Consider the following 17,835-nt stretch of genomic DNA (forward strand, 5'->3'; position numbering starts at 1 on the left):
CCCTTGAGGCGTCGGGCTGAAGATGGGACGGATGGTAGGGGTGGTGATGGCAGGTGGCCCTTGACCAGAATCAAGTCTGGCCGGTAGGTAGTGCGGCAGATACGCACAGCTGGCGTGTTGTCACACCCCTTACTTGAGCTTCAGGCGCCGCGCCAGCTTGTGCAGGTTGCTCGCGTCCACGCCGAGCAAACGCGCGGCACTCGCCCAATTGCCGGCGCAGTGTTCCAGGGCGTGGCGAATGTTCCAGCGCTGGCACTCGTCCACCGCCACCGCCAAGGGTTGGAAGGCCTCGATCGATGACGCGGGCATGGCTCGTTCCACCGCGACGGCGGCCGTGTCCAGGCCCAGAGCGTGCGGTTCCAGGCGGATCACCGAACTGCGCGGCTCGCCACGACTGAGCTGCTTCAACGCGGCGCGACTGATCACATGCTCCAGCTCACGCACATTGCCCGGCCAGGCGTACTCGAGCAGCGCCTGTTGCGCCGCCGGCGACAGTTGCAGGTCATGCAAGCCCAGGCGCTCGCGGTTGAGCTCAGCGAAATGCCGCGCCAGCAGCAACACATCCTCGCCACGCTCGCGCAACGCCGGGATCGGCAGCGGGTACACCGACAGCCGGTGATACAGGTCGGCGCGAAACAGGCCGTCACGCACGCGGTCGGGCAGGTGGCGATTGGTGGCGGCGATGATGCGGACATCCACATGCAATGGCCGATCGGCGCCCAGGCGCTGGATCTCGCCATTCTCCAGGGTACGCAGCAGCTTGGCCTGGATGCTCAAGGGCAATTCGCCGACCTCATCGAGGAACAAGGTGCCGCCGTTGGCCGCATCGAACCGCCCGGCGCGGTCGTGGGTGGCGCCGGAGAAGGCGCCCTTGACGTGACCGAACAGCTCGCTTTCGGCCAACGCCTCCGGCAGCGCCGCACAGTTGACCTGCACCAGAGGCTTGTTGCCGCGTTGCGACAGGCGATGCAGGCGCCGCGCGAACAGCTCTTTGCCGACCCCGGTTTCGCCGAGCAACAACACCGGCAACTGCGTTTCGGCCAGCAACGCCAGCTCGTCGAGCAACTCCTGCAACACCGCGCTCTGGCCGAGGATGCCGTCGAGCGGCGCGGTCATTTCGACCCTCCTGGGGTTCAGAGCACCCTGGCAGCGTGTGGTCATGATTACCTTACTCCGGGATAAATCGTTACTTTTCAATGCGTTAAAATTGGCACGCTGCCTGCAATCACTGGTTCATACCCGTACTGCCGATGAGGAAAGCCCGATGACCGTGAGCGACTGGAACACCCAAACCCAGGACCACTTGATCGACCATCTGCTGGCGCGCTACCACGCACGTCATCGCGAGCAATTGCCGGAACTGGTCCGCATGGCGAGCCGCGTCGAACAGGTCCACGGTCAGCACCTGCAATGCCCCAACGGCCTGGCCGACCTGCTGCTCGACATGCAGCAGGAACTGGAGAGCCATATGCTCAAGGAGGAACAGGTATTGTTCCCGATGCTGCAAATGGGCATGGGGCCGCAGGCGTCGACGCCGATCCAGGTGATGCGCTACGAGCACGACCAACACGCCGAGGCCCTGGAGCAGTTGTTGAGCCTGACGAACCAGATCACCCCGCCGGCCGAGGCCTGTAATACCTGGCGCAGCCTGTACCGCGAGCTGAGCGCCTTCCATGCCGACCTGCGCGAACACATCCGCCTGGAGAACGACATATTGTTTGCCCGGGCCGCGCCCAGCCTCGCCGCGGCCCGCGCATAGCGCACTTTCGCAAGCGTTCACTGCGACGATCGTGCAGCGTTGCCTGTGCGCTGCCCTTGTCGTAGATCAAGTACGGCCGACGCCAACAGGATTAACCTTGGGTATCCCTTCCCGATATTCCCCGAGGTCAAGATGGTGCTCCATCGTGTTCATCACCAGATCCTGCGCAGCCACCACTTGTTCGAACCCCTGGACGAGGCGCAGTTGAACGAGCTGATGAGCAGCAGCCAATTGCTCAGTGTCGACAAAGGCGAACCGCTGTTCCGCCAGGGCGAACCGGCCGATGCGTTCTACTTCGTGATCGCCGGCGCGGTGAAAATCTACCGCCTCACCCCGGACGGCCAGGAGAAGGTGTTCGAGGTGATCGGCGAACGGCAGACCTTCGCCGAAGCCATGATGCTGATGGATACGCCCAACTACGTAGCGTGCGCCGAAGCGGTGTGCCCCACGCAGTTGTACCGGCTGTCCAATGCCACCTACATGCGTTTGCTGCAGAGCAACAGCCGCCTGACCTTCGCCCTGCTCGGCAAGTTGTGCGTGCGCCTGCACCAGCGGGTCAACGAGATCGAAACCCTGTCGCTGAAAAACGCCACCCACCGCGTGGTGCGCTACCTGCTCACGCAACTGGTGCGCTTGCAAAGCACCACCGACTGCAGCTTCGAGCTGCCGATGGCCAAGCAACTGATTGCCGGGCACCTGTCGATCCAGCCGGAGACGTTTTCGCGGATTATCCGGCGCTTGATCGACGAGAAAATCATCACCCAGGACGGCCGGCAGATCGCAATTCTCGACCGCCCGCGCCTGGAGCAATTCGAGTGAAAACCTGCCTGGTCTGCCAGCACGGCAATGCCGTGGAGCGCGACCTGTGCGAGCGTTGCGCCACACCGCTGCCCGAGGCCCACGCCAGCACCCAGGCGCGCCGACTGAAGCGTTTCCAGTGGTTCTGCCTGGGCCTGACGCTGTTCTGCGTGGTGATGTTCTTCTGGTTGCCCAGGGACTTTTACTGAGTCTCGGTCAACTGCCGATACAGCTGCGGCAGGCGTTGCGGTAATTGTTCGGGGCGATGGATCAGGGTAAAACCATGGGCGCCGAACATGTACGGCAGATAGTCGCCGGCCTGTTTGTCGATGGTGATGCAGAACGGAATCAAGCCCTGGCGCCGCGCTTCGACCACCGCCTGGCGCGTGTCCTCCACGCCGTAACGTCCCTCATACAGGTCCAGGTCATTGGGCTTGCCGTCGGTGATCAACAACAGCAACTTGCGCCGCTGCGGGCAGGCGCCGAGCAACTGGGTAGCCTGACGGATAGCCGCGCCCATGCGCGTGTAGTAGCCCGGCTTGAGGCCCTGGATCGCGCCGCGCGTGCGGTCGTCATAGGCTTGCTGGAACGTTTTGAGCACCTGCAAGCGCACCTGGTGCCGCCGCAGTGAAGAAAACCCATACAACGCAAAGCGATCCCCTGCCCCGGCCAGGCTTTCGCCGAACAGCAGCAGGCTGTCGCGTATCACATCGATGACCTTTTGCTCATCGTTGACATGGGCATCGGTGGACATCGACAGATCGGCCAGCAACAGGCACGCCAGGTCGCGGTGGGTGTGGCGTTGTTCAAGGAACAGCCCGCGTTCGGCGCAGGCACCCTGCTGGCGCTGCACATGAAAATCCAGCCAGGCCTGCAGGTCGACCTCTGACCCCTGGGGCTGCTGGCGCTGCCATTGGCGGTCGGTGCGCAGGCTCTGGAATTGCCGGCGCAAGCGCTGGGCCTGGGCCTGCAACCGCGCGGGCAAGGGTTGCGGTGCGTCGCAACGCGGCTGCATCAATTGCAGGTTGACGAAGCCTTCCTGCAAGCACTGCCGGCGGTAATCCCACTCGGGCAACTTGATGCCGTCGCCCAAGGGGATGTCGTCGACATCGGCGGGCGGCAGATCCAGGTGCAGCTTGAGCCCGCCGCTCTTGCGCACGCGCTGGCGCGACAGGCTCAACTGGTCGAGGTCTTCGGCGACGCGGGCGGCGTCCGGGTCCTGGCTGTCGTCGGACCAGCGATCGAGGTCGACGTGTTCGCTCCAACTGAACAGGTTTTCCAGGCGCACCACCAGCAGGCCGCCATCGCGGCTCGCGTCGTCAACGCGGGTGGCACGCTTGGGCCCGCCTTGCTGCTCGCCGGGCGGGGCTGAGAGGTCGTCGCCCTCCTCCTCCAGGTCGGTATTTTGCGCGGTGTCCAACTGCAGCGCCGGGTACAGCCATAACGGCAACGGCCAGGCGGCCCGTGAACTGCGCGGCAAGTGACGCACGCTGCCGGGTTCGCGCAGGGCCTTGCGCAAGGCCCGCTCCAGGGCGGCTTCGTCGGGTTTGAGGCTGGCGGGGTCGGGGCGCAGTTGCAGGTGCGCCTCCACCAGGCGTTGGTAGCGCGGCAGCATCGCCGGGTAGCGCTGCAACAGCAGCCAGGTCCAGCGTTGGTTGTCGCGGGCCCAGTGGCTCATCGGCCCGGCGTGGGCCGCGAGCAGCGCCAGCCAGCGGTACAACTCGTGATTCAGCGCCGCGTCGGGAAATACCGCCAGGCGTGCCGGCAAGCGCAAGCGGTTACCGTCGCAGGACGCCAGGGGGGCTTGCTTGCAGGTACCGGCGATACGCATCAACAGGTTGCGGCGCAGCAACAGGTCGCGCTCGCAGGCCGCCTCCAACGCCATCCCGCCAGCGCCGCCCAGGGCGCGGAACAACAGGGCCAGGCTGCGCTGATGGTCCGTCAGCGCGACCTGCGCCTCGGGGAAATCGACATTGGCACGGCGGGTGATGAAGCGGTGCCAGACGCTGCCGACCCACTCTTCCAATTCCAGGGTAAAGGCCATGAGCCGTGCTCCAAACGTAAAACGGCCCGCTGTACCAGCCGGGCCGCCGTCTTAGGGATTGACGATCAATACACAATCGGCGCCGGCGCACCGGCGACGGCTTGGCGTTGGCGGAAGCTGTACAGGTAGCAGAGCAGCCCCAGCAGGAACACCACGCCACTGGCCAACCGGGCCCAGAACAAGACGGTCAAATGCTCGACCGTGGCCATGAACGGCAAGGCCACACCGTCCGCCGGCCAGCGCTGCAACCACACCTGCACCACACCGGCGGCGGTGAGGAACAGGGTGATCATCACCATCGACAGCACCATCAGCCAGAAGCCCCAGATTTCAATGGTCTGCGAACGCGCATCGGGCGCTTCGCCGAGGCCGCGCAAGCGTGGCATGGCGTAGCTGATCAGGGTCATCACGATCATCGCGTAGGCCCCGAAGAACGCCAGGTGACCGTGGGCCGCCGTGAGCTGGGTACCGTGGGTGTAGAAGTTGACCGGTGCCAGCGTATGCAGGAAGCCCCAGACCCCGGCGCCGAAGAACGCCGTCACCGTGGTGCCCTTGGCCCACAAGGTCGCCGCGCGGTTCGGGTGCTGGCGCCGCCGACGTTTGACCATGGTGAAGGCGAACATCACCATCGCCAGGAACGGCAGCGGCTCCAGGGCCGAGAAGATCGAGCCGACCCACAGCCACACCTCGGGTGCGCCGATCCAGAAGAAGTGGTGCCCGGTGCCGATGATCCCGGTGATCAAAGCCATGGCGATGATCACGTACAGCCATTTCTCCACCACTTCACGGTCGACGCCGGTGACCTTGATCAGCACGAACGCCAGCATCGAGCCCATGATCAGTTCCCACACGCCTTCTACCCAAAGATGCACCACCCACCACCAGTAGAACTTGTCACGTGCGAGGTTGCCGGGGTTGTAGAAGGAGAACAGGAAGAACACCGCGAGGCCGATCAGGCCGGTCATCATCACCATGCTGACCGTGGTTTTGCGGCCCTTGAGCAGGGTCATGCCGATGTTGTAGAGAAAGCCCAGGCACACCACCACGATGCCCATTTTGGTAATGGTCGGTTGCTCGAGGAACTCGCGGCCCATGGTCGGCAGCAGTTCGTTATGGGTCAGCTTGGCCAGTGCCGCATAGGGCACCAACAGGTAACCGAGGATGGTCAACACCCCGGCTGCGGCAAACACCCAGAACAGCAAGATCGCCAGTTTGGGGCTGTGCAGCTCGCGGTCGGCCTCCTCGGGTATCAGGTAATAGGCGGCGCCCATGAAGCCGAACAACAGCCAGACGATCAACAGGTTGGTATGGACCATCCGCGCCACGTTGAAGGGGATCAACGGGAACAGAAAGTCGCCCACCACGTATTGCAGGCCCATGATCAGGCCAAACAGCACCTGGCCGACGAACAGGATCAAGGCAAACACAAAGTAGGGTTTGGCCACGGCCTGGGATTGGAATTTCAGATAGGGATTGGCGCTGCGCATGGCTCAGCCCTCCTTGTTGGGTGGCCAGTTATTGGTATCGATCTTCGAGCTCCATTTGAGGAACTCGGCCATATCGTCCACCTCCTGGTCGCTGAGGTTGAATTGCGGCATGGCGCGACGCCCCGGCACCCCAAGGGGCTGCATTTTCATCCAGGCGTGCAGGAACGGCTTGAACCCTTCGTCACCCCCACGACGCTTGAACACATTGCCCAGCTCCGGCGCAAAGTACGCGCCTTCGCCCAACAGGGTGTGGCAACCGACGCAGTTATTACGCTCCCAGACGCTCTTGCCTCGGATCACGGATTCAGTGAGCTGGTCGACATTGCTACGGGCGGGAAAGGTTTGTTCGGTGTGGTAGGTCAAGGCCAGGAAAATCAGGAAGAAGAACACGCTTCCTCCGAAATAGATGTTCCTGGCCATGCCCTTGGTGAAGGTCTCTGACATGGTCGCTTCCTCATGGCTTGGCGGGGGTCATGATAGGAAGGTGGAGGGTGAAAACCGCTTGATGGCGATCAAGAATTGTTGATCGGGGTGGTCAGGTATTCTTGGGGGGATTGAGTAGCAGTCGGTTTGGCTCCGTGTGATTCAGGGTGTGGCGAAGAAGCTAAGCGTGCTCTTTAGCGTTGCCCAGTGAGCCGCTTCGGCGGGCCCGAGGGGTTGGGTCTTGACGTAACTCAACGCGATCAGGCGGCGTGTGCCCGGTAGTTGCAGCGCCAACTGGTACTGGTAAAAGCTGTCGCTGCCTTTGTTGAAACTGTTCTGCACTTCATAGGCATCGACATCCAGTGCGGCCCCCACCTTTATGGCTTGCACTGGCGAGTAACGAAGGTACTTCTCCTGTTGTTCGAGCGTCTTGAGCTGCGCTTCGAAGTTACTTTGCAACGTTTCGCCGTCCGCCAGCGGGCTACGGCTGACGACCAGCGTGGTGCCCAGGTGGGCGAACTTGAGGATATTGATCGAGGCATCCTGTAAGGCTGCATCGGGCAAGGTGAATTGGGCTTCATTGATCAAGTAGTTCATGGTGCAAGTATCTCGTTATTGGCCGGCGCCCGGCTTGTCCGCAAATGTTGATTCGACGGCGTTATGGATAGTGGCTCGCACACCCTGCTGACCGGGTGATGTGCCCTCGTCACTGCCCTGGTTGATATCCAGTTTGCCTTGTGTCTGGATCTTGCTGCTGCCGGAGGAAAACAGATTGAACGAGCCACAGGTCAGGTTGATGGCTCCGTCTGCCGTGAGCTCAATCACACTGTCGCCGCACACCAGACGAATACTGTCTCCAGCTTCGATGGTATAGCGCGTGGCGGCGCTGTCAGACTTGGGGCCGACCACCAGCGCGGTCTGCGGGCCTTTGACGATGGGGCGATAGGTGTTGGCCAGCGGGCGGAAGCTTTGTTGGGCATCGATGCAGGTCAGGCTGCTGTCGAACTGCGCCGAGCTGGAGCCGCCGCCGCTTTCCAGGCTTTCCTGAACGATGTAATAGCGGCAGCCGACGATCAGGTATTCGCGGTTCTGGTCCTGGCGACTGAAGCCGGTGAGGCTGAACAGGTGGCCGGAACCGAGGCCGCGGGCGTTGCCGTTGAATTCGATTTGTTCATGCAGGGTTTGCAGGGCTTCGATGCGGGTGCGCGCGTAGTGTTCGCCGTCCGCGCTTTGCACGTAGGTGCCGGGGTAGTCGTACAGCGGGTAGTCGCCGGCGGCGTGCGGGCGCGGCATCGCCGAGCGCACGTCGATGCTCGCGCTGGGGCGCTGGAAGTCGTAGTCGTTGAGCTCCAGCGAGCCCGGCTGCACTTGCTGGGCCAGGTGCCAGTTGTACAGGTGGTCGCGTTCGCGTTGCTGCTCGTCCTTGGGATAGTACGGAATCGACACGTAGCCCGGCACCGTGGCGTGGGCGCCGTAGGCATCGGCCAGTACCAGCACGTGGCGGTCCTGTTCATGGCGGAAGAAGTAGTAAATGCCTTCCTGTTCCATCAAGCGGCTGACGAAATCGAAGCTGGTCTCGCGGTACTGCACGCAGTATTCCCACTCGCGGTACGGCCGGCTCAGGGCGTCTTCAAAGTCGGAAAAGCCCAGGTCGCGGAACACCTGTTTGATGATCTGCGGGATGCTCAGGTTCTGGAAAATCCGGCAGTCCGACGTGCGGCTCAGCAGCCACAGCCACGGGCGCAGCGTCACCTGGTAGCTGGCGAACTGGCCCTGGTCGATGCTCTGGCTGCACTGCGCGACGATGCCGTGAAAGTGCCGCTCGCCGCCGTCCGCCAATTGCACGCCGACGCTCATCGGCTTGCCCAGCAACTGGTTGAGGTCGATGTTGGCGTCCAGGGAGGTCAGTTGCAGCTCATAGGCGAACAGCCGGCCCAACTCTTCGCCGCCACCCATTTGATTGAGCAACAGCACGTCCGGCCCGAGGGGGCTGGTGATTTTGGCCAGGCGTGAGGTTTGGTTGAATAGCATCGAAGTACCCTAATAGCTGAAGGAACCCAATCCAAATGTGGGAGGGGGCTTGCCCCCGATAGCAGTGTGTCAGTTGATGCATCTGGCGACTGATTCACCGCCATCGGGGGCAAGCCCCCTCCCACATTTTTGATCGTGTTTCTTCAGGTCAATCGTTGAACTGATAGTGCAATTCGTTATCCAGGCTACTGATCCGCACACCCGCCAGCGCCTTGCCTTCGAGCATGCGCGTGAGGAATTCATGCCCTTCAGGACCGTCTTATTTATGCCTTTTTGCACTCGCTTAAGTGGCCGAAAAATAAACAGACTAAATAACAAATAGACCTATCCCGTCTTACGCGCCTGAGCGATAAGCGCTGAGTGATAAGCGCTGAGTGATAGTCTTAGTCATTAGGCATAAGAATCTCACTAATATCAGCGCCTCTTAATTTTAATGATTTTATTGCGCTCTTTATTTCAAGTGCGGTTTCGATGCCGAGAATAATGGCCGGGCTTTTTTCTTTCCCGCTACCGAAGCCAATACTTGTGAAAAACATTCCATATTCTAGACGCTTCCCAGTTTCTTGATAGAAACTCGGGATGGGAACCACACAGTCAAAATATTGACCACACGTACTACAGAGATTTTCCAACTGTTGAGCACTGTATTTGATGATTTTTTGAGGCCGCATCATGAATAGCTGATTTTTTTCATTGACTAATGAAAATCCAACACTCAATTTTAAATTTTCGATGTATTCCTTGAAACGTAGCGACGCGATGAAGCGCCCATCATAAGTTGCACCAATATCAGCTTTGTTTGGTGTTTTAAGTTCTCTAGGCAGATAGTTTTTATCAATGCAGCAACCACAGGTTTTGCAAAAAATACTATCAGGTGCTCCATCAAAAAAGTACGCGTGATTATCTATAGCGCTTAAGTCGTAGGCAATGGTTAAGAACTGAGTCACTACTTTAGCCCCTGGTGTTGTATGAAGAAGTCAAAAACAGCATCTTTGTATTGTGCACCCTTACCTTTGTAGAAGTCAGCAAGCGCTCTGAGCCTTTCAGTCCTGGTGAAATTCAACCGTATTTTTTTTCCGCTGTTACCTCGTTGAGGCCGCATATGCACGGTGCCGCCATTGATGTTTTTTGTTTTTCCGACTAAGAAGTCATTCATATCACGGTGAAGCTGTTTGTGATCAGTGTCGGTAAGTTTCGTCAGATTTTGGTTATGTTTTCCCCCCATGAATTTTGGATCGGAGTGATGCCCATGGTGACCACATGCCCAGCCAAAAGGATCTATCCATGTGACCGGGTTAGGGGCATACTGATAAAGGTTGAACCCACCCATCAGGTCAATAGGGTCGGTTGTTGTAAAGCGGCCTATATCGGGATCATAAAACCTAAACGTATTAAAATGCAGCCCCGTCTCCCGATCCAGATACTGCCCCTGAAACCGCAAATTCTGCTCTTCAATGAAGTAAGGTTCCCGCACCTCCTCCCGCGTATTGCCCCACACCCGATAAGTCGCTCGCCAGATGTCGTGGCCGTCGGCCTCGCTGAGTTGCTCCGGCAAGCCGTTCAGGTCGTTGTGGTAATACCGCACGCGTTGGTGTTCACCTTCACCGTCGACCCTGGCGAGTGGCTCGTAGCTGTCGCCATCGTAGAGATAAAGGCTGGTCTGACTGTGTTTATGCTCCTGCAACAACCGCAGGCCATCCCAGGTGAACCGGGTTTCGCCCAGCGGATAGCCATCGCTGCCGTGTTCAGTTTTTTCAATGCGCCGACCCAACGGGTCATAGACCATCCTAACAACGCTGCCGTTTTCATTACGCACTTCAACCAACCGGCTTTCGGCGTCGTAGGCAAAGCGCTGCAAACCTCGTGCAGCGCTGCGCTTTTCAACCATTCGCCCAAAAGCGTCGTAGGTATAGCGCTTGTCTTGATACGTCAGCAGCCAGTTATGCCGTACCAGGCCGCCTTGTTGTGGCCCGTCGAGCAGGTTGGCCGCCGCATCGTAGGCATAGGTTTCGATCCGGCCTATCTGTTGGCTGACGAGGATACGTCCGCTACTGTCGTAGGCCAGGTGCTCTTGGCGATCGGTACGGCGGCGTCCGATCAGGTTGTCGCTGGGGTCGTAGCTGTAGTGGGTTTCGACCAATGGCGGCAACTGCCACGGCTGGTCGATGCTGCGCCGCTGGCGTGAGCGGACCCGGCCACTGCGGTCATAGTCGGTATTTGTTCTGAGTTGACCCTGGGTGCGTTGCAGTTCGCGGTGCAGGCGGTCGCGTTCAAAGTCGCTGATGACGTGGCCGTCGAGATTCAGCTGATGCAGGTGGCCGCTGCCGTAGTACAGGCGATTGAGCCAGCGTCCGTCAGGCAAGTGGGTTTGAGTCAGGTTGCCCAATTCGTTGTAATGGTGTTGCAGACACCCCGCCGAGCTGTGTTCTTCAAACAGTTGCCCCAGCGCGTCATAGCTAAAGCCAAGTGCTTGCTCGCGACCGTCGAGAGCGGTGAAGGTGACCGCGACCAGTTGGTCGTTCAGGTCGTGCTTATAAACGGTGGTGCCGTCGGCGGTGACTTTGCTGACCAGGCGCCCGAGCGGGTCGCGTTGGAACTGGTGTGTCAGGGCGTCTACCGGCTCGCCTTCGGTGCCCGGCAGGTAACCGACGGCGACGACGTTATCCAGCGGGTCATAGGCATAGCAGCGCCGACTGTGGTCGAGGTCTTGTTGCTGCACCAGGCGGTCGGCCGCGTCCCACTCAAAGCGATAGCTTTCGCCGTTTTCATTGGTCAGTTTCAGCAGTCGCCCGTAGGCGTCGTGGTCGAAGGTGACGCAGTGGTTGTGCGCGTCCCAGCGTTGTTTGACCTGGCCGCGCCGGTCGTAGGCATAGCGGGACGTGTTGCCGGCGGGGTCGACATAGCCCGTCAGATAACCACTGGCGTTGCGCTGGAAATGCTCAAGGCGCCCGTCCGAAAGTCGGCATTCCAGCAACAACCCTTGCCGGCTGTACTGATAGCGCACCGACTCACCTTCAGCATTGGTGTGCACCACCACATTGCCGAACGCATCGTACTGGTAGGCGGTGGCGTAGCCCGAGCAATCCACCTCCTCGATCAGTTGGCTCCACTCGTCCCAGTGCAGCTTCCGGGTTTTGTCGGTGGCATCGATGATCTGCACCGGCTGGCCGAAATCGTCGTAGACATAACGGGTGCGGTTGCCCAGCGGATCGATCTCTTCGATGCAGTTGCCATGCCGGTCGTAGCGGTAATGCCAACGGTTACCCGCCGGGTCGGTTTCCACTTCGGGCAATGCCCAATGCGCCAGCCACTGGGTGTTGCTGATCCTGGCCAGTGGATCGGTCACTGCGCTCAGGTTGCCGGATTCGTCGTAACTGAAGCGCCACTGGCCGTTTTGCGGATCAATCGCGCCGAGCAATTGGCGATCTTCGCTCCATTCGAACTGCCACGTATGGCCCAGGTTATCGACGTAGCGGATGATCTGGTACTGCGGGTTCCAATAGCGTGTGCTGACCCGTTTCAGGCCATCGGTGACGCGCGTGATACCGGCATCCAGGTCGTAATCGAAGGTGAATTCATCGCCGGCGTCGGTCCAATGCCGGCTGACCCGCCATTCTTCACCCTGCGGGCCAGACACTGCGCGCCATTGGTAGAAGCAGCGCAAGCCACTCGGCAGTTGGTGTTCGACCATGCGCCGCGCGCTGTCGTAAGCAAAACGTCGTTGGCTCGTGCCTTGTGCGTCGAAGACTTCGGCCAGGTCGCCGTGGGTGTCGTAGCGATAGCTGACCAGCACGTCGCTGCGCCCAGCAAAATGTTGCCGATGCAGGTAACGGCGCTCGATATGGCTCACGCGCCGCGGATGCTCGACGGTGTAGCTCACGTCGACGTGCATCAGCGCATGGCTGTCGCGCAGGCGGCACAGGCGACCCTGGGCGTCGTAATCCAGAAAGAGGCGCCCTTCGTTGCGATCACCCAGCAGATACAGGCGCATCCGCAAGGGGTTCAGAGGGTCGGGCTCGAAGAGCCGATACAGGCCGTCGATACTTTCGATCAGGATGGCGCCGTCGGCGCTGCGCCTGACCGCAAGGCCTTCGCCGGGGCTGAAGGCGCCGCCTGACAACGGGAGGTAGCCGATGTCTACGCGGCGCCCCTGTTCGTCGATGTAGGTGAGGTGTTCATCTTGATCGATCTCGACGGCGACCTCATAGGCAACGCTCCAGCCGGCGCCGAAAAGGCCGTCGTGGCGTTGATCGAGGCTGCTGTAGAAGCGCTGCCAGTCGATGGGGAGCAGGCCTGGCAGGACGAAGTCCAGTTCTTCTTCGGCGCCGAGGATTTTGGCCCCGGTCGGGCTATGCACCGGGTTGGGCGAACCGTTGACCGCGCTGTTGAGTGCCGAGGTGAGCTTGCCGGTTCCATACGCCACGGCCCCGCCCGCCAGCGCGCCGCCGGCCAGGCACGGCAATTTGCTCCAAAAGCCTTTCACATTGCCGCGTAGCGCAAGCAGCGCGGCAATCGCCAAGCCGACGCCCGGTGTCTTGCCACTGCGAATTTCGCGCACCACGACGGGGTCGCCACCGATACGCACATCGGCAGAAATCAGCCCCTCGACGCTGCCGATCTTGGCGTCACACGTGCTGCGGTCACCGCTGCGTGCGGCCGGTTGCCCGTTGATGAAGACCGAACTGGAACCCTCGGCAATAAATTGCTCGGGCATGGGCGGGTGCTTGGTGCAGGCGACCGTGTCCAGCGGACACGGCACGGTACCGGCAGCGGGTGTGGCGACCGTCGGGCGCCACAGTTGTGAGAAAAATCCCTGTGCGATGTCCAGAAAACGGGGGGCCGGTGGCTCACTGGGCGCGATCGGCACAGCCATCATCTGTCCGGCGGCCCGGGCCGCTGGTTTGCCATTGATGAAAACGTCGTTTGAGCCGCTGGTGATAAAGGCCTCGATCACCGGCGGAAAAACCCAGTTGGCGGCGGTTTCGCACCAACTGGAGATCTTCACGTCAGCCCCCGAGAGCCCGGCGCTGATCCCCACCACCGCGCCGACCGCCAGTCCCAGGGCGACGCATCCAACGCCACCTGTGGCAATGGTCACGCCGGTCGCTGCGGCAATCAGCGCGCCAGCGGCCAGGCAGCCCACGGACGTGATGGCGGCATAGGCGGCGACTTCCAGCACACCGCCGAGAACATCGGCCATCATTGAGGCGTGCAGCAGCGCGTCGCCTTCGCGGGCGGCCCAAAACGCGTCAGTCATGACCAGCAATCCCTGCCTGAAAAGGCCGGAATCAAATCACGCGACTAACGTGTTGCTCAGGTGAGACTTTCCGAGGGAGGCGTAAGAATTTTCCCAAAGCAGGCGGAGCGGAGGTGCCTGCGATGCAGACATCTCAGTCCATCAGGTCCACCCAGGCGATGCCATCGCAGGCAAGCCAGCTCCCACTGGTGACCGGGCCCGGCTTCCAGAATCAAGTCGGCTATACGGCCGCCTCGCTTTGGCTTTTGATCTTGGGCGCCCCGAGCCTAGACAAGCCCCACCACCAACACCAGAACCACCGGCCAACCCAGCACCAGCCGACGCCAAAACCTGGGAGCATGCCGCAACTCCATGAACCCATCGGCAATCAGCCACGCCTTGACCACCGCCAGCAGCAAAACCGCCAGCCACAGCCCGGAGCCGCCGGCGAGCACGGTGCCGACGCTGAGCACCACCAACGTGGCCCAACACACGATCAGCCCTTGGGAAATGGACATCGGTACCTCATCCAATCACGTAAACCAACGGAAACAGCACCACCCACACCAGGTCCACCATGTGCCAATACAGCACCCCCGACTCCAGCCCGCCGACCGACAGCCCGCCGCGCCAGCAGCCCAGCGCCAGCCACGCGAGAATCACCATGCCCAGCAGCACATGCAGGAAATGGAACCCGGTCAGTAGCCAGTACAAGGTAAAAAACGTGCTGTGCTCCAGGCCCAACCCGGCAGCGCCGAGGTGGGCGTACTCGGTGAGTTTGATCGCCACATAGACCAGCGCCACCAACAGCGCCGCGACGAACAAACCGGCACCGCGTCGCCAGCGCTGCAATCGCACCTGCTGCAACGCCAGCGCGGCGAGCAGCCCGGCGGTCAACAGGCTCAAGGTCATCGCCAGCCCGGTGGAGGTGTCCAGTTGCGCGCGCCCTTCGGCAAACACCTCGGGCTTGAGCACCTGGGTCACGGCGAACGCGAGGATCAGAATCGCGAACACCGACAACTCGGCGAGGATGAAAAACCACATCGCCAGGTCGCCCGGCAGGCGGCGCGGTTCAGGCAAAGTACACATCGACCACGTCCATCAAGGCGGTCACGGTGTGCGGGTCGTCCGTCAGCGCCTCGGCCAGGCATGCCAGGCAGGCTTCGCGAATGGGCATGCCGGCGGCGATCAGGCGCGCGGTGAAAATCAGCAGACGCGTGGAGGCCACTTCTTCCAGGTCGTGTTGATCGAGGCGGCGCAAGGCCTGGCCGAGGCGCACCACCTGGGTCGCCAGGGCAAGGTCCACCTGGGCCTCGCGCGCCACGATGCGCGCTTCGCCCTCGACGGCCGGGTAATCGAAGCGCATCGCGACGAAACGCTGGCGGGTGCTGGGTTTCATGCCCTTGAGCAGGTTCTGGTAACCGGGGTTATAGGACACCACCAGCATGAACGACGGCGGCGCCTTGACCACTTCGCCGGTGCGCTCCAGGTACAACTCGCGGCGGTCGTCGGCCACCGGGTGCAGCACCACGGCGGTGTCCTGGCGCGCCTCGACCACTTCGTCCAGGTAGCAGATGCCGCCTTCGCGCACGGCACGGGTCAGCGGGCCGTCCTGCCACCAGGTGCCCTCGGCGCCGATCAGGTGACGGCCGATCAGGTCGGCGGCACTCAGGTCGTCGTGGCAGGCCACGGTGTACAGCGGCAAGTTCAGACGATGCGCCATGTGCTGCACGAAACGGGTCTTGCCGCAGCCCGTGGGGCCCTTGATCAGCACCGGCATGCGGTGGCGCCAGGCGTGTTCGAACAGCAGGTGTTCATTGTCCAGGGGTTGGTAGAAGGGCTCAGTCATGACAGGCATCCACAGCGGGTTTGATGGCCACGCTAAGGGCGCCTGCGACAACCTGGCAAGCACCGCCCGAGACAAACTTGATCGTGATCAAGCGAAGTTTGCGGTGCTGCCCCCTAGTCTGGCCCCGCACGAAGAACCTGCGCCCCGCACCGTGTTGCGAGGCAACGCAAAGGTCCCGCCTGAGGAGTAAATGGAATGCTGACTCGCAACAGAAAACCCTTCACCCTGAGCCTCGCCGCACTGAGTTGCGCGTTGGCCTTGGCACTGCCCTTGAGCGCCCATGGCGCACCCCAGCCGGCCGAAGTGAAAACCGCCGGCGCGCCGGACATGAGTCAGGCGGACTTCGACACCTCCAAACAGATTTACTTCGAGCGCTGCGCAGGTTGCCACGGCGTGCTGCGCAAGGGTGCCACCGGCAAACCGCTGACACCGGACATCACCCAGGCCCGTGGCCAGGCCTATCTGGAAGCGCTGATCACCTACGGTTCCCCCGCCGGCATGCCGAACTGGGGCACCTCCAATGCGTTGACCAAAACCCAGATCAGCCACATGGCCAGTTTTATCCAGCACACCGCGCCAACCCCGCCGGAATGGGGCATGGCCGAAACCCTCAAGACCTGGAAAGTGCTGGTCAAGCCCGAAGACCGGCCGAAGAAACAGCTGAACGATCTGAACCTGGAAAACCTGTTCTCCGTCACCCTGCGCGACGACGGCAAGATTGCGCTGATCGATGGCGACAGCAAGAAAATCGTCAAACTGATCAACACCGGTTATGCCGTACACATCTCGCGGATCTCCGCCTCGGGCCGCTACCTGCTGGTGATCGGCCGCGACGCCAAGATCGACATGATCGACCTGTGGCCCGCCGAACCGACCAAGGTCGCCGAGATCAAGGTTGGCATCGAGGCGCGCTCGGTGGAGACCTCGAAATTCAAGGGCTACGAAGACAAGTACGCCATCGCCGGTTCCTACTGGCCGCCACAGTTCACCATCATGGACGGCGAGACCCTGGAGCCCAAACAGATCGTCTCCACCCGCGGCATGACCGTCGACAAGCAGGAATATCACCCCGAGCCGCGTGTCGCGGCGATCATCGCCTCCCACGAATGGCCGGAGTTCATCGTCAACATCAAGGAAACCGGCAAGGTGATGCTGGTCAATTACCAGGACATCAAGAACCTCACCATCACCACCATCGACGCCGCGCCGTTCCTGCATGACGGTGGTTGGGACAGCACGCACCGCTACTTCATGACGGCGGCCAACAACTCGAACAAGGTCGCGGTGATCGACTCCAAGGAGCGCAAGCTCACTGCCTTGGTCGAGGTCGGCAAGACCCCGCACCCAGGCCGTGGCGCCAACTTCGTACACCCTACCTACGGGCCGGTCTGGGCCACCAGCCACCTGGGCGACGGCGGCATTTCAGTGATCGGCACCGACCCGATCAACCACCCGCAATACGCCTGGAAACAGGTGGAATCGCTCAAGGGCCAGGGCGGCGGCTCGCTGTTCATCAAGACCCATCCCAACTCCCGGCATTTGTATGTCGACACCACCCTCAACCCCGACGCCAAGCTGAGCCAGTCGGCCGCGGTGTTTGACATCGACCATCTGGACAAGGGTTACACCGTGCTGCCGATCGCCGAATACGCCGGCATCAAGCAAGGCGCGCTGCGCGTGGTGCAGCCGGAATACAACAAGGCCGGCGACGAGGTGTGGTTCTCGGTGTGGAACGGCCAGACCGAGGAATCGGCACTGGTAGTGATCGACGACAAGTCCCTGAAGCTCAAAGCGGTTATCAAGGACAAGCGCCTGATCACCCCAACCGGAAAATTCAACGTCTACAACACCCAACACGACATTTATTGAGCCCCATCAACACAAGGACTTCCGATGAAAAATACTCTCTTCGCACTGCTGACCTGTGCCGCCGCATTCAGCCTACAACCGGCCTTCGCCCAAGACGGGCTGGCCTTGTTCAGCAGCAAACCCTGCGTCGGCTGCCACATGGTTGACAGCAAACTGGTGGGGCCGGCCTTGAAGGACGTCGCGGCCAAGAACGCCGGCGTGAAAGACGCCGCCGTGACCCTCGCCAGCCACATCAAAAACGGCACCCAAGGCAACTGGGGGCCGGTTCCGATGCCACCAAATATGGTGACGGAAGACGAAGCCAAGGTCTTGGCCGAATGGGTCCTGACCTTGAAATAA

General features: G+C 61.2%; 14 protein-coding genes and 3 pseudogenes. 5 read left to right on the forward strand and 12 right to left on the reverse strand.

What is annotated here, in order from left to right:
• Nucleotides 1–129: 129 nt before the first annotated feature.
• Nucleotides 130–1,095, reverse strand: a pseudogene (locus tag MOQ67_RS18940) (sigma 54-interacting transcriptional regulator); the annotation flags it as partial.
• Nucleotides 1,096–1,303: 208 nt separating this feature from the next.
• Between MOQ67_RS18940 and MOQ67_RS18945 the strand changes: the two are divergent.
• The 3 genes and pseudogenes from MOQ67_RS18945 to MOQ67_RS18955 all read left to right on the forward strand — a co-directional run.
• Nucleotides 1,304–1,759, forward strand: a pseudogene (locus MOQ67_RS18945) (hemerythrin domain-containing protein); the annotation flags it as partial.
• Nucleotides 1,760–1,891: 132 nt separating this feature from the next.
• Nucleotides 1,892–2,578, forward strand: coding sequence for a Crp/Fnr family transcriptional regulator (locus tag MOQ67_RS18950; RefSeq protein ID WP_017849338.1), 687 nt, complete (start codon nucleotides 1,892–1,894; stop codon nucleotides 2,576–2,578).
• Nucleotides 2,575–2,766, forward strand: coding sequence for a hypothetical protein (locus tag MOQ67_RS18955; protein WP_017849339.1), 192 nt, complete (start codon nucleotides 2,575–2,577; stop codon nucleotides 2,764–2,766). The genes MOQ67_RS18950 and MOQ67_RS18955 overlap by 4 nt, the downstream gene beginning before the upstream one ends.
• Here the strand turns inward: MOQ67_RS18955 and MOQ67_RS18960 are convergent.
• The 11 genes and pseudogenes from MOQ67_RS18960 to MOQ67_RS19010 all read right to left on the reverse strand — a co-directional run bounded on the left by MOQ67_RS18960 (nucleotide 2,760) and on the right by MOQ67_RS19010 (nucleotide 15,627).
• Nucleotides 2,760–4,601 (reverse strand): nitric oxide reductase activation protein NorD, encoded by a 1,842-nt coding sequence (locus MOQ67_RS18960; protein WP_017849340.1) that lies wholly within the window; start codon nucleotides 4,599–4,601, stop codon nucleotides 2,760–2,762. The genes MOQ67_RS18955 and MOQ67_RS18960 overlap by 7 nt on opposite strands.
• A 65-nt stretch (nucleotides 4,602–4,666) precedes the next feature.
• Entirely contained in the window at nucleotides 4,667–6,088 is a 1,422-nt protein-coding gene (locus MOQ67_RS18965; protein WP_017849341.1) for a cbb3-type cytochrome c oxidase subunit I, read from the reverse strand.
• Between the two features lie 3 nt (nucleotides 6,089–6,091).
• Complete coding sequence (locus MOQ67_RS18970) at nucleotides 6,092–6,532, reverse strand: c-type cytochrome (RefSeq protein WP_017849342.1); 441 nt, start codon at nucleotides 6,530–6,532, stop codon at nucleotides 6,092–6,094.
• Between the two features lie 141 nt (nucleotides 6,533–6,673).
• Entirely contained in the window at nucleotides 6,674–7,108 is a 435-nt protein-coding gene (locus MOQ67_RS18975; RefSeq protein WP_046489201.1) for a DcrB-related protein, read from the reverse strand.
• Between the two features lie 15 nt (nucleotides 7,109–7,123).
• Nucleotides 7,124–8,542 (reverse strand): type VI secretion system tip protein VgrG, encoded by a 1,419-nt coding sequence (gene vgrG, locus MOQ67_RS18980; RefSeq protein WP_448675540.1) that lies wholly within the window; start codon nucleotides 8,540–8,542, stop codon nucleotides 7,124–7,126.
• A 148-nt stretch (nucleotides 8,543–8,690) separates the two neighbouring features.
• A pseudogene (locus MOQ67_RS18985) lies at nucleotides 8,691–8,783 on the reverse strand (hypothetical protein); the annotation flags it as partial.
• Nucleotides 8,784–8,925: 142 nt separating this feature from the next.
• Nucleotides 8,926–9,489, reverse strand: a complete 564-nt coding sequence (locus MOQ67_RS18990; protein WP_158683846.1) for a hypothetical protein — start codon at nucleotides 9,487–9,489, stop codon at nucleotides 8,926–8,928.
• Nucleotides 9,489–13,799, reverse strand: coding sequence for an RHS repeat-associated core domain-containing protein (locus MOQ67_RS18995; RefSeq protein WP_232925644.1), 4,311 nt, complete (start codon nucleotides 13,797–13,799; stop codon nucleotides 9,489–9,491). The genes MOQ67_RS18990 and MOQ67_RS18995 overlap by 1 nt, the downstream gene beginning before the upstream one ends.
• 266 nt (nucleotides 13,800–14,065) lie before the next feature.
• The gene (locus tag MOQ67_RS19000) at nucleotides 14,066–14,296 is read right to left on the reverse strand and encodes a cytochrome C oxidase subunit IV family protein (protein WP_017849346.1); all 231 of its coding nucleotides are present in this window, start codon (nucleotides 14,294–14,296) and stop codon (nucleotides 14,066–14,068) included.
• A gap of 7 nt (nucleotides 14,297–14,303) precedes the next feature.
• Nucleotides 14,304–14,867 (reverse strand): cytochrome c oxidase subunit 3, encoded by a 564-nt coding sequence (locus MOQ67_RS19005; RefSeq protein ID WP_017849347.1) that lies wholly within the window; start codon nucleotides 14,865–14,867, stop codon nucleotides 14,304–14,306.
• Nucleotides 14,851–15,627, reverse strand: coding sequence for a CbbQ/NirQ/NorQ/GpvN family protein (locus tag MOQ67_RS19010; RefSeq protein WP_017849348.1), 777 nt, complete (start codon nucleotides 15,625–15,627; stop codon nucleotides 14,851–14,853). The genes MOQ67_RS19005 and MOQ67_RS19010 overlap by 17 nt, the downstream gene beginning before the upstream one ends.
• A 195-nt stretch (nucleotides 15,628–15,822) precedes the next feature.
• Between MOQ67_RS19010 and nirS the strand changes: the two genes are divergently transcribed.
• On the forward strand, nucleotides 15,823–17,496 hold the full coding sequence (gene nirS / locus MOQ67_RS19015) for a nitrite reductase (RefSeq protein WP_102618930.1): 1,674 nt from the start codon (nucleotides 15,823–15,825) through the stop codon (nucleotides 17,494–17,496).
• A 24-nt stretch (nucleotides 17,497–17,520) separates the two neighbouring features.
• The gene (locus MOQ67_RS19020; RefSeq protein ID WP_017849351.1) at nucleotides 17,521–17,835 is read left to right on the forward strand and encodes a c-type cytochrome; all 315 of its coding nucleotides are present in this window, start codon (nucleotides 17,521–17,523) and stop codon (nucleotides 17,833–17,835) included.

The organism is Pseudomonas sp. LY-1 (assembly GCF_053502595.1).

What these genes read in the sequence shown, in the direction of transcription:
- MOQ67_RS18950 (WP_017849338.1), top strand. Translation starts at nt 1,892, where the DNA reads ATGGTGCTCCATCGTGTTCATCACCAGATCCTGCGCAGCCACCACTTG.
- MOQ67_RS18960 (WP_017849340.1), bottom strand. Translation starts at nt 4,601, where the DNA reads ATGGCCTTTACCCTGGAATTGGAAGAGTGGGTCGGCAGCGTCTGGCAC.
- MOQ67_RS18965 (WP_017849341.1), bottom strand. Translation starts at nt 6,088, where the DNA reads ATGCGCAGCGCCAATCCCTATCTGAAATTCCAATCCCAGGCCGTGGCC.
- MOQ67_RS18970 (WP_017849342.1), bottom strand. Translation starts at nt 6,532, where the DNA reads ATGTCAGAGACCTTCACCAAGGGCATGGCCAGGAACATCTATTTCGGA.
- MOQ67_RS18975 (WP_046489201.1), bottom strand. Translation starts at nt 7,108, where the DNA reads ATGAACTACTTGATCAATGAAGCCCAATTCACCTTGCCCGATGCAGCC.
- vgrG (WP_448675540.1), bottom strand. Translation starts at nt 8,542, where the DNA reads ATGCTATTCAACCAAACCTCACGCCTGGCCAAAATCACCAGCCCCCTC.
- MOQ67_RS18995 (WP_232925644.1), bottom strand. Translation starts at nt 13,799, where the DNA reads ATGACTGACGCGTTTTGGGCCGCCCGCGAAGGCGACGCGCTGCTGCAC.
- MOQ67_RS19000 (WP_017849346.1), bottom strand. Translation starts at nt 14,296, where the DNA reads ATGTCCATTTCCCAAGGGCTGATCGTGTGTTGGGCCACGTTGGTGGTG.
- MOQ67_RS19005 (WP_017849347.1), bottom strand. Translation starts at nt 14,867, where the DNA reads ATGTGTACTTTGCCTGAACCGCGCCGCCTGCCGGGCGACCTGGCGATG.
- MOQ67_RS19010 (WP_017849348.1), bottom strand. Translation starts at nt 15,627, where the DNA reads ATGACTGAGCCCTTCTACCAACCCCTGGACAATGAACACCTGCTGTTC.
- nirS (WP_102618930.1), top strand. Translation starts at nt 15,823, where the DNA reads ATGCTGACTCGCAACAGAAAACCCTTCACCCTGAGCCTCGCCGCACTG.
- MOQ67_RS19020 (WP_017849351.1), top strand. Translation starts at nt 17,521, where the DNA reads ATGAAAAATACTCTCTTCGCACTGCTGACCTGTGCCGCCGCATTCAGC.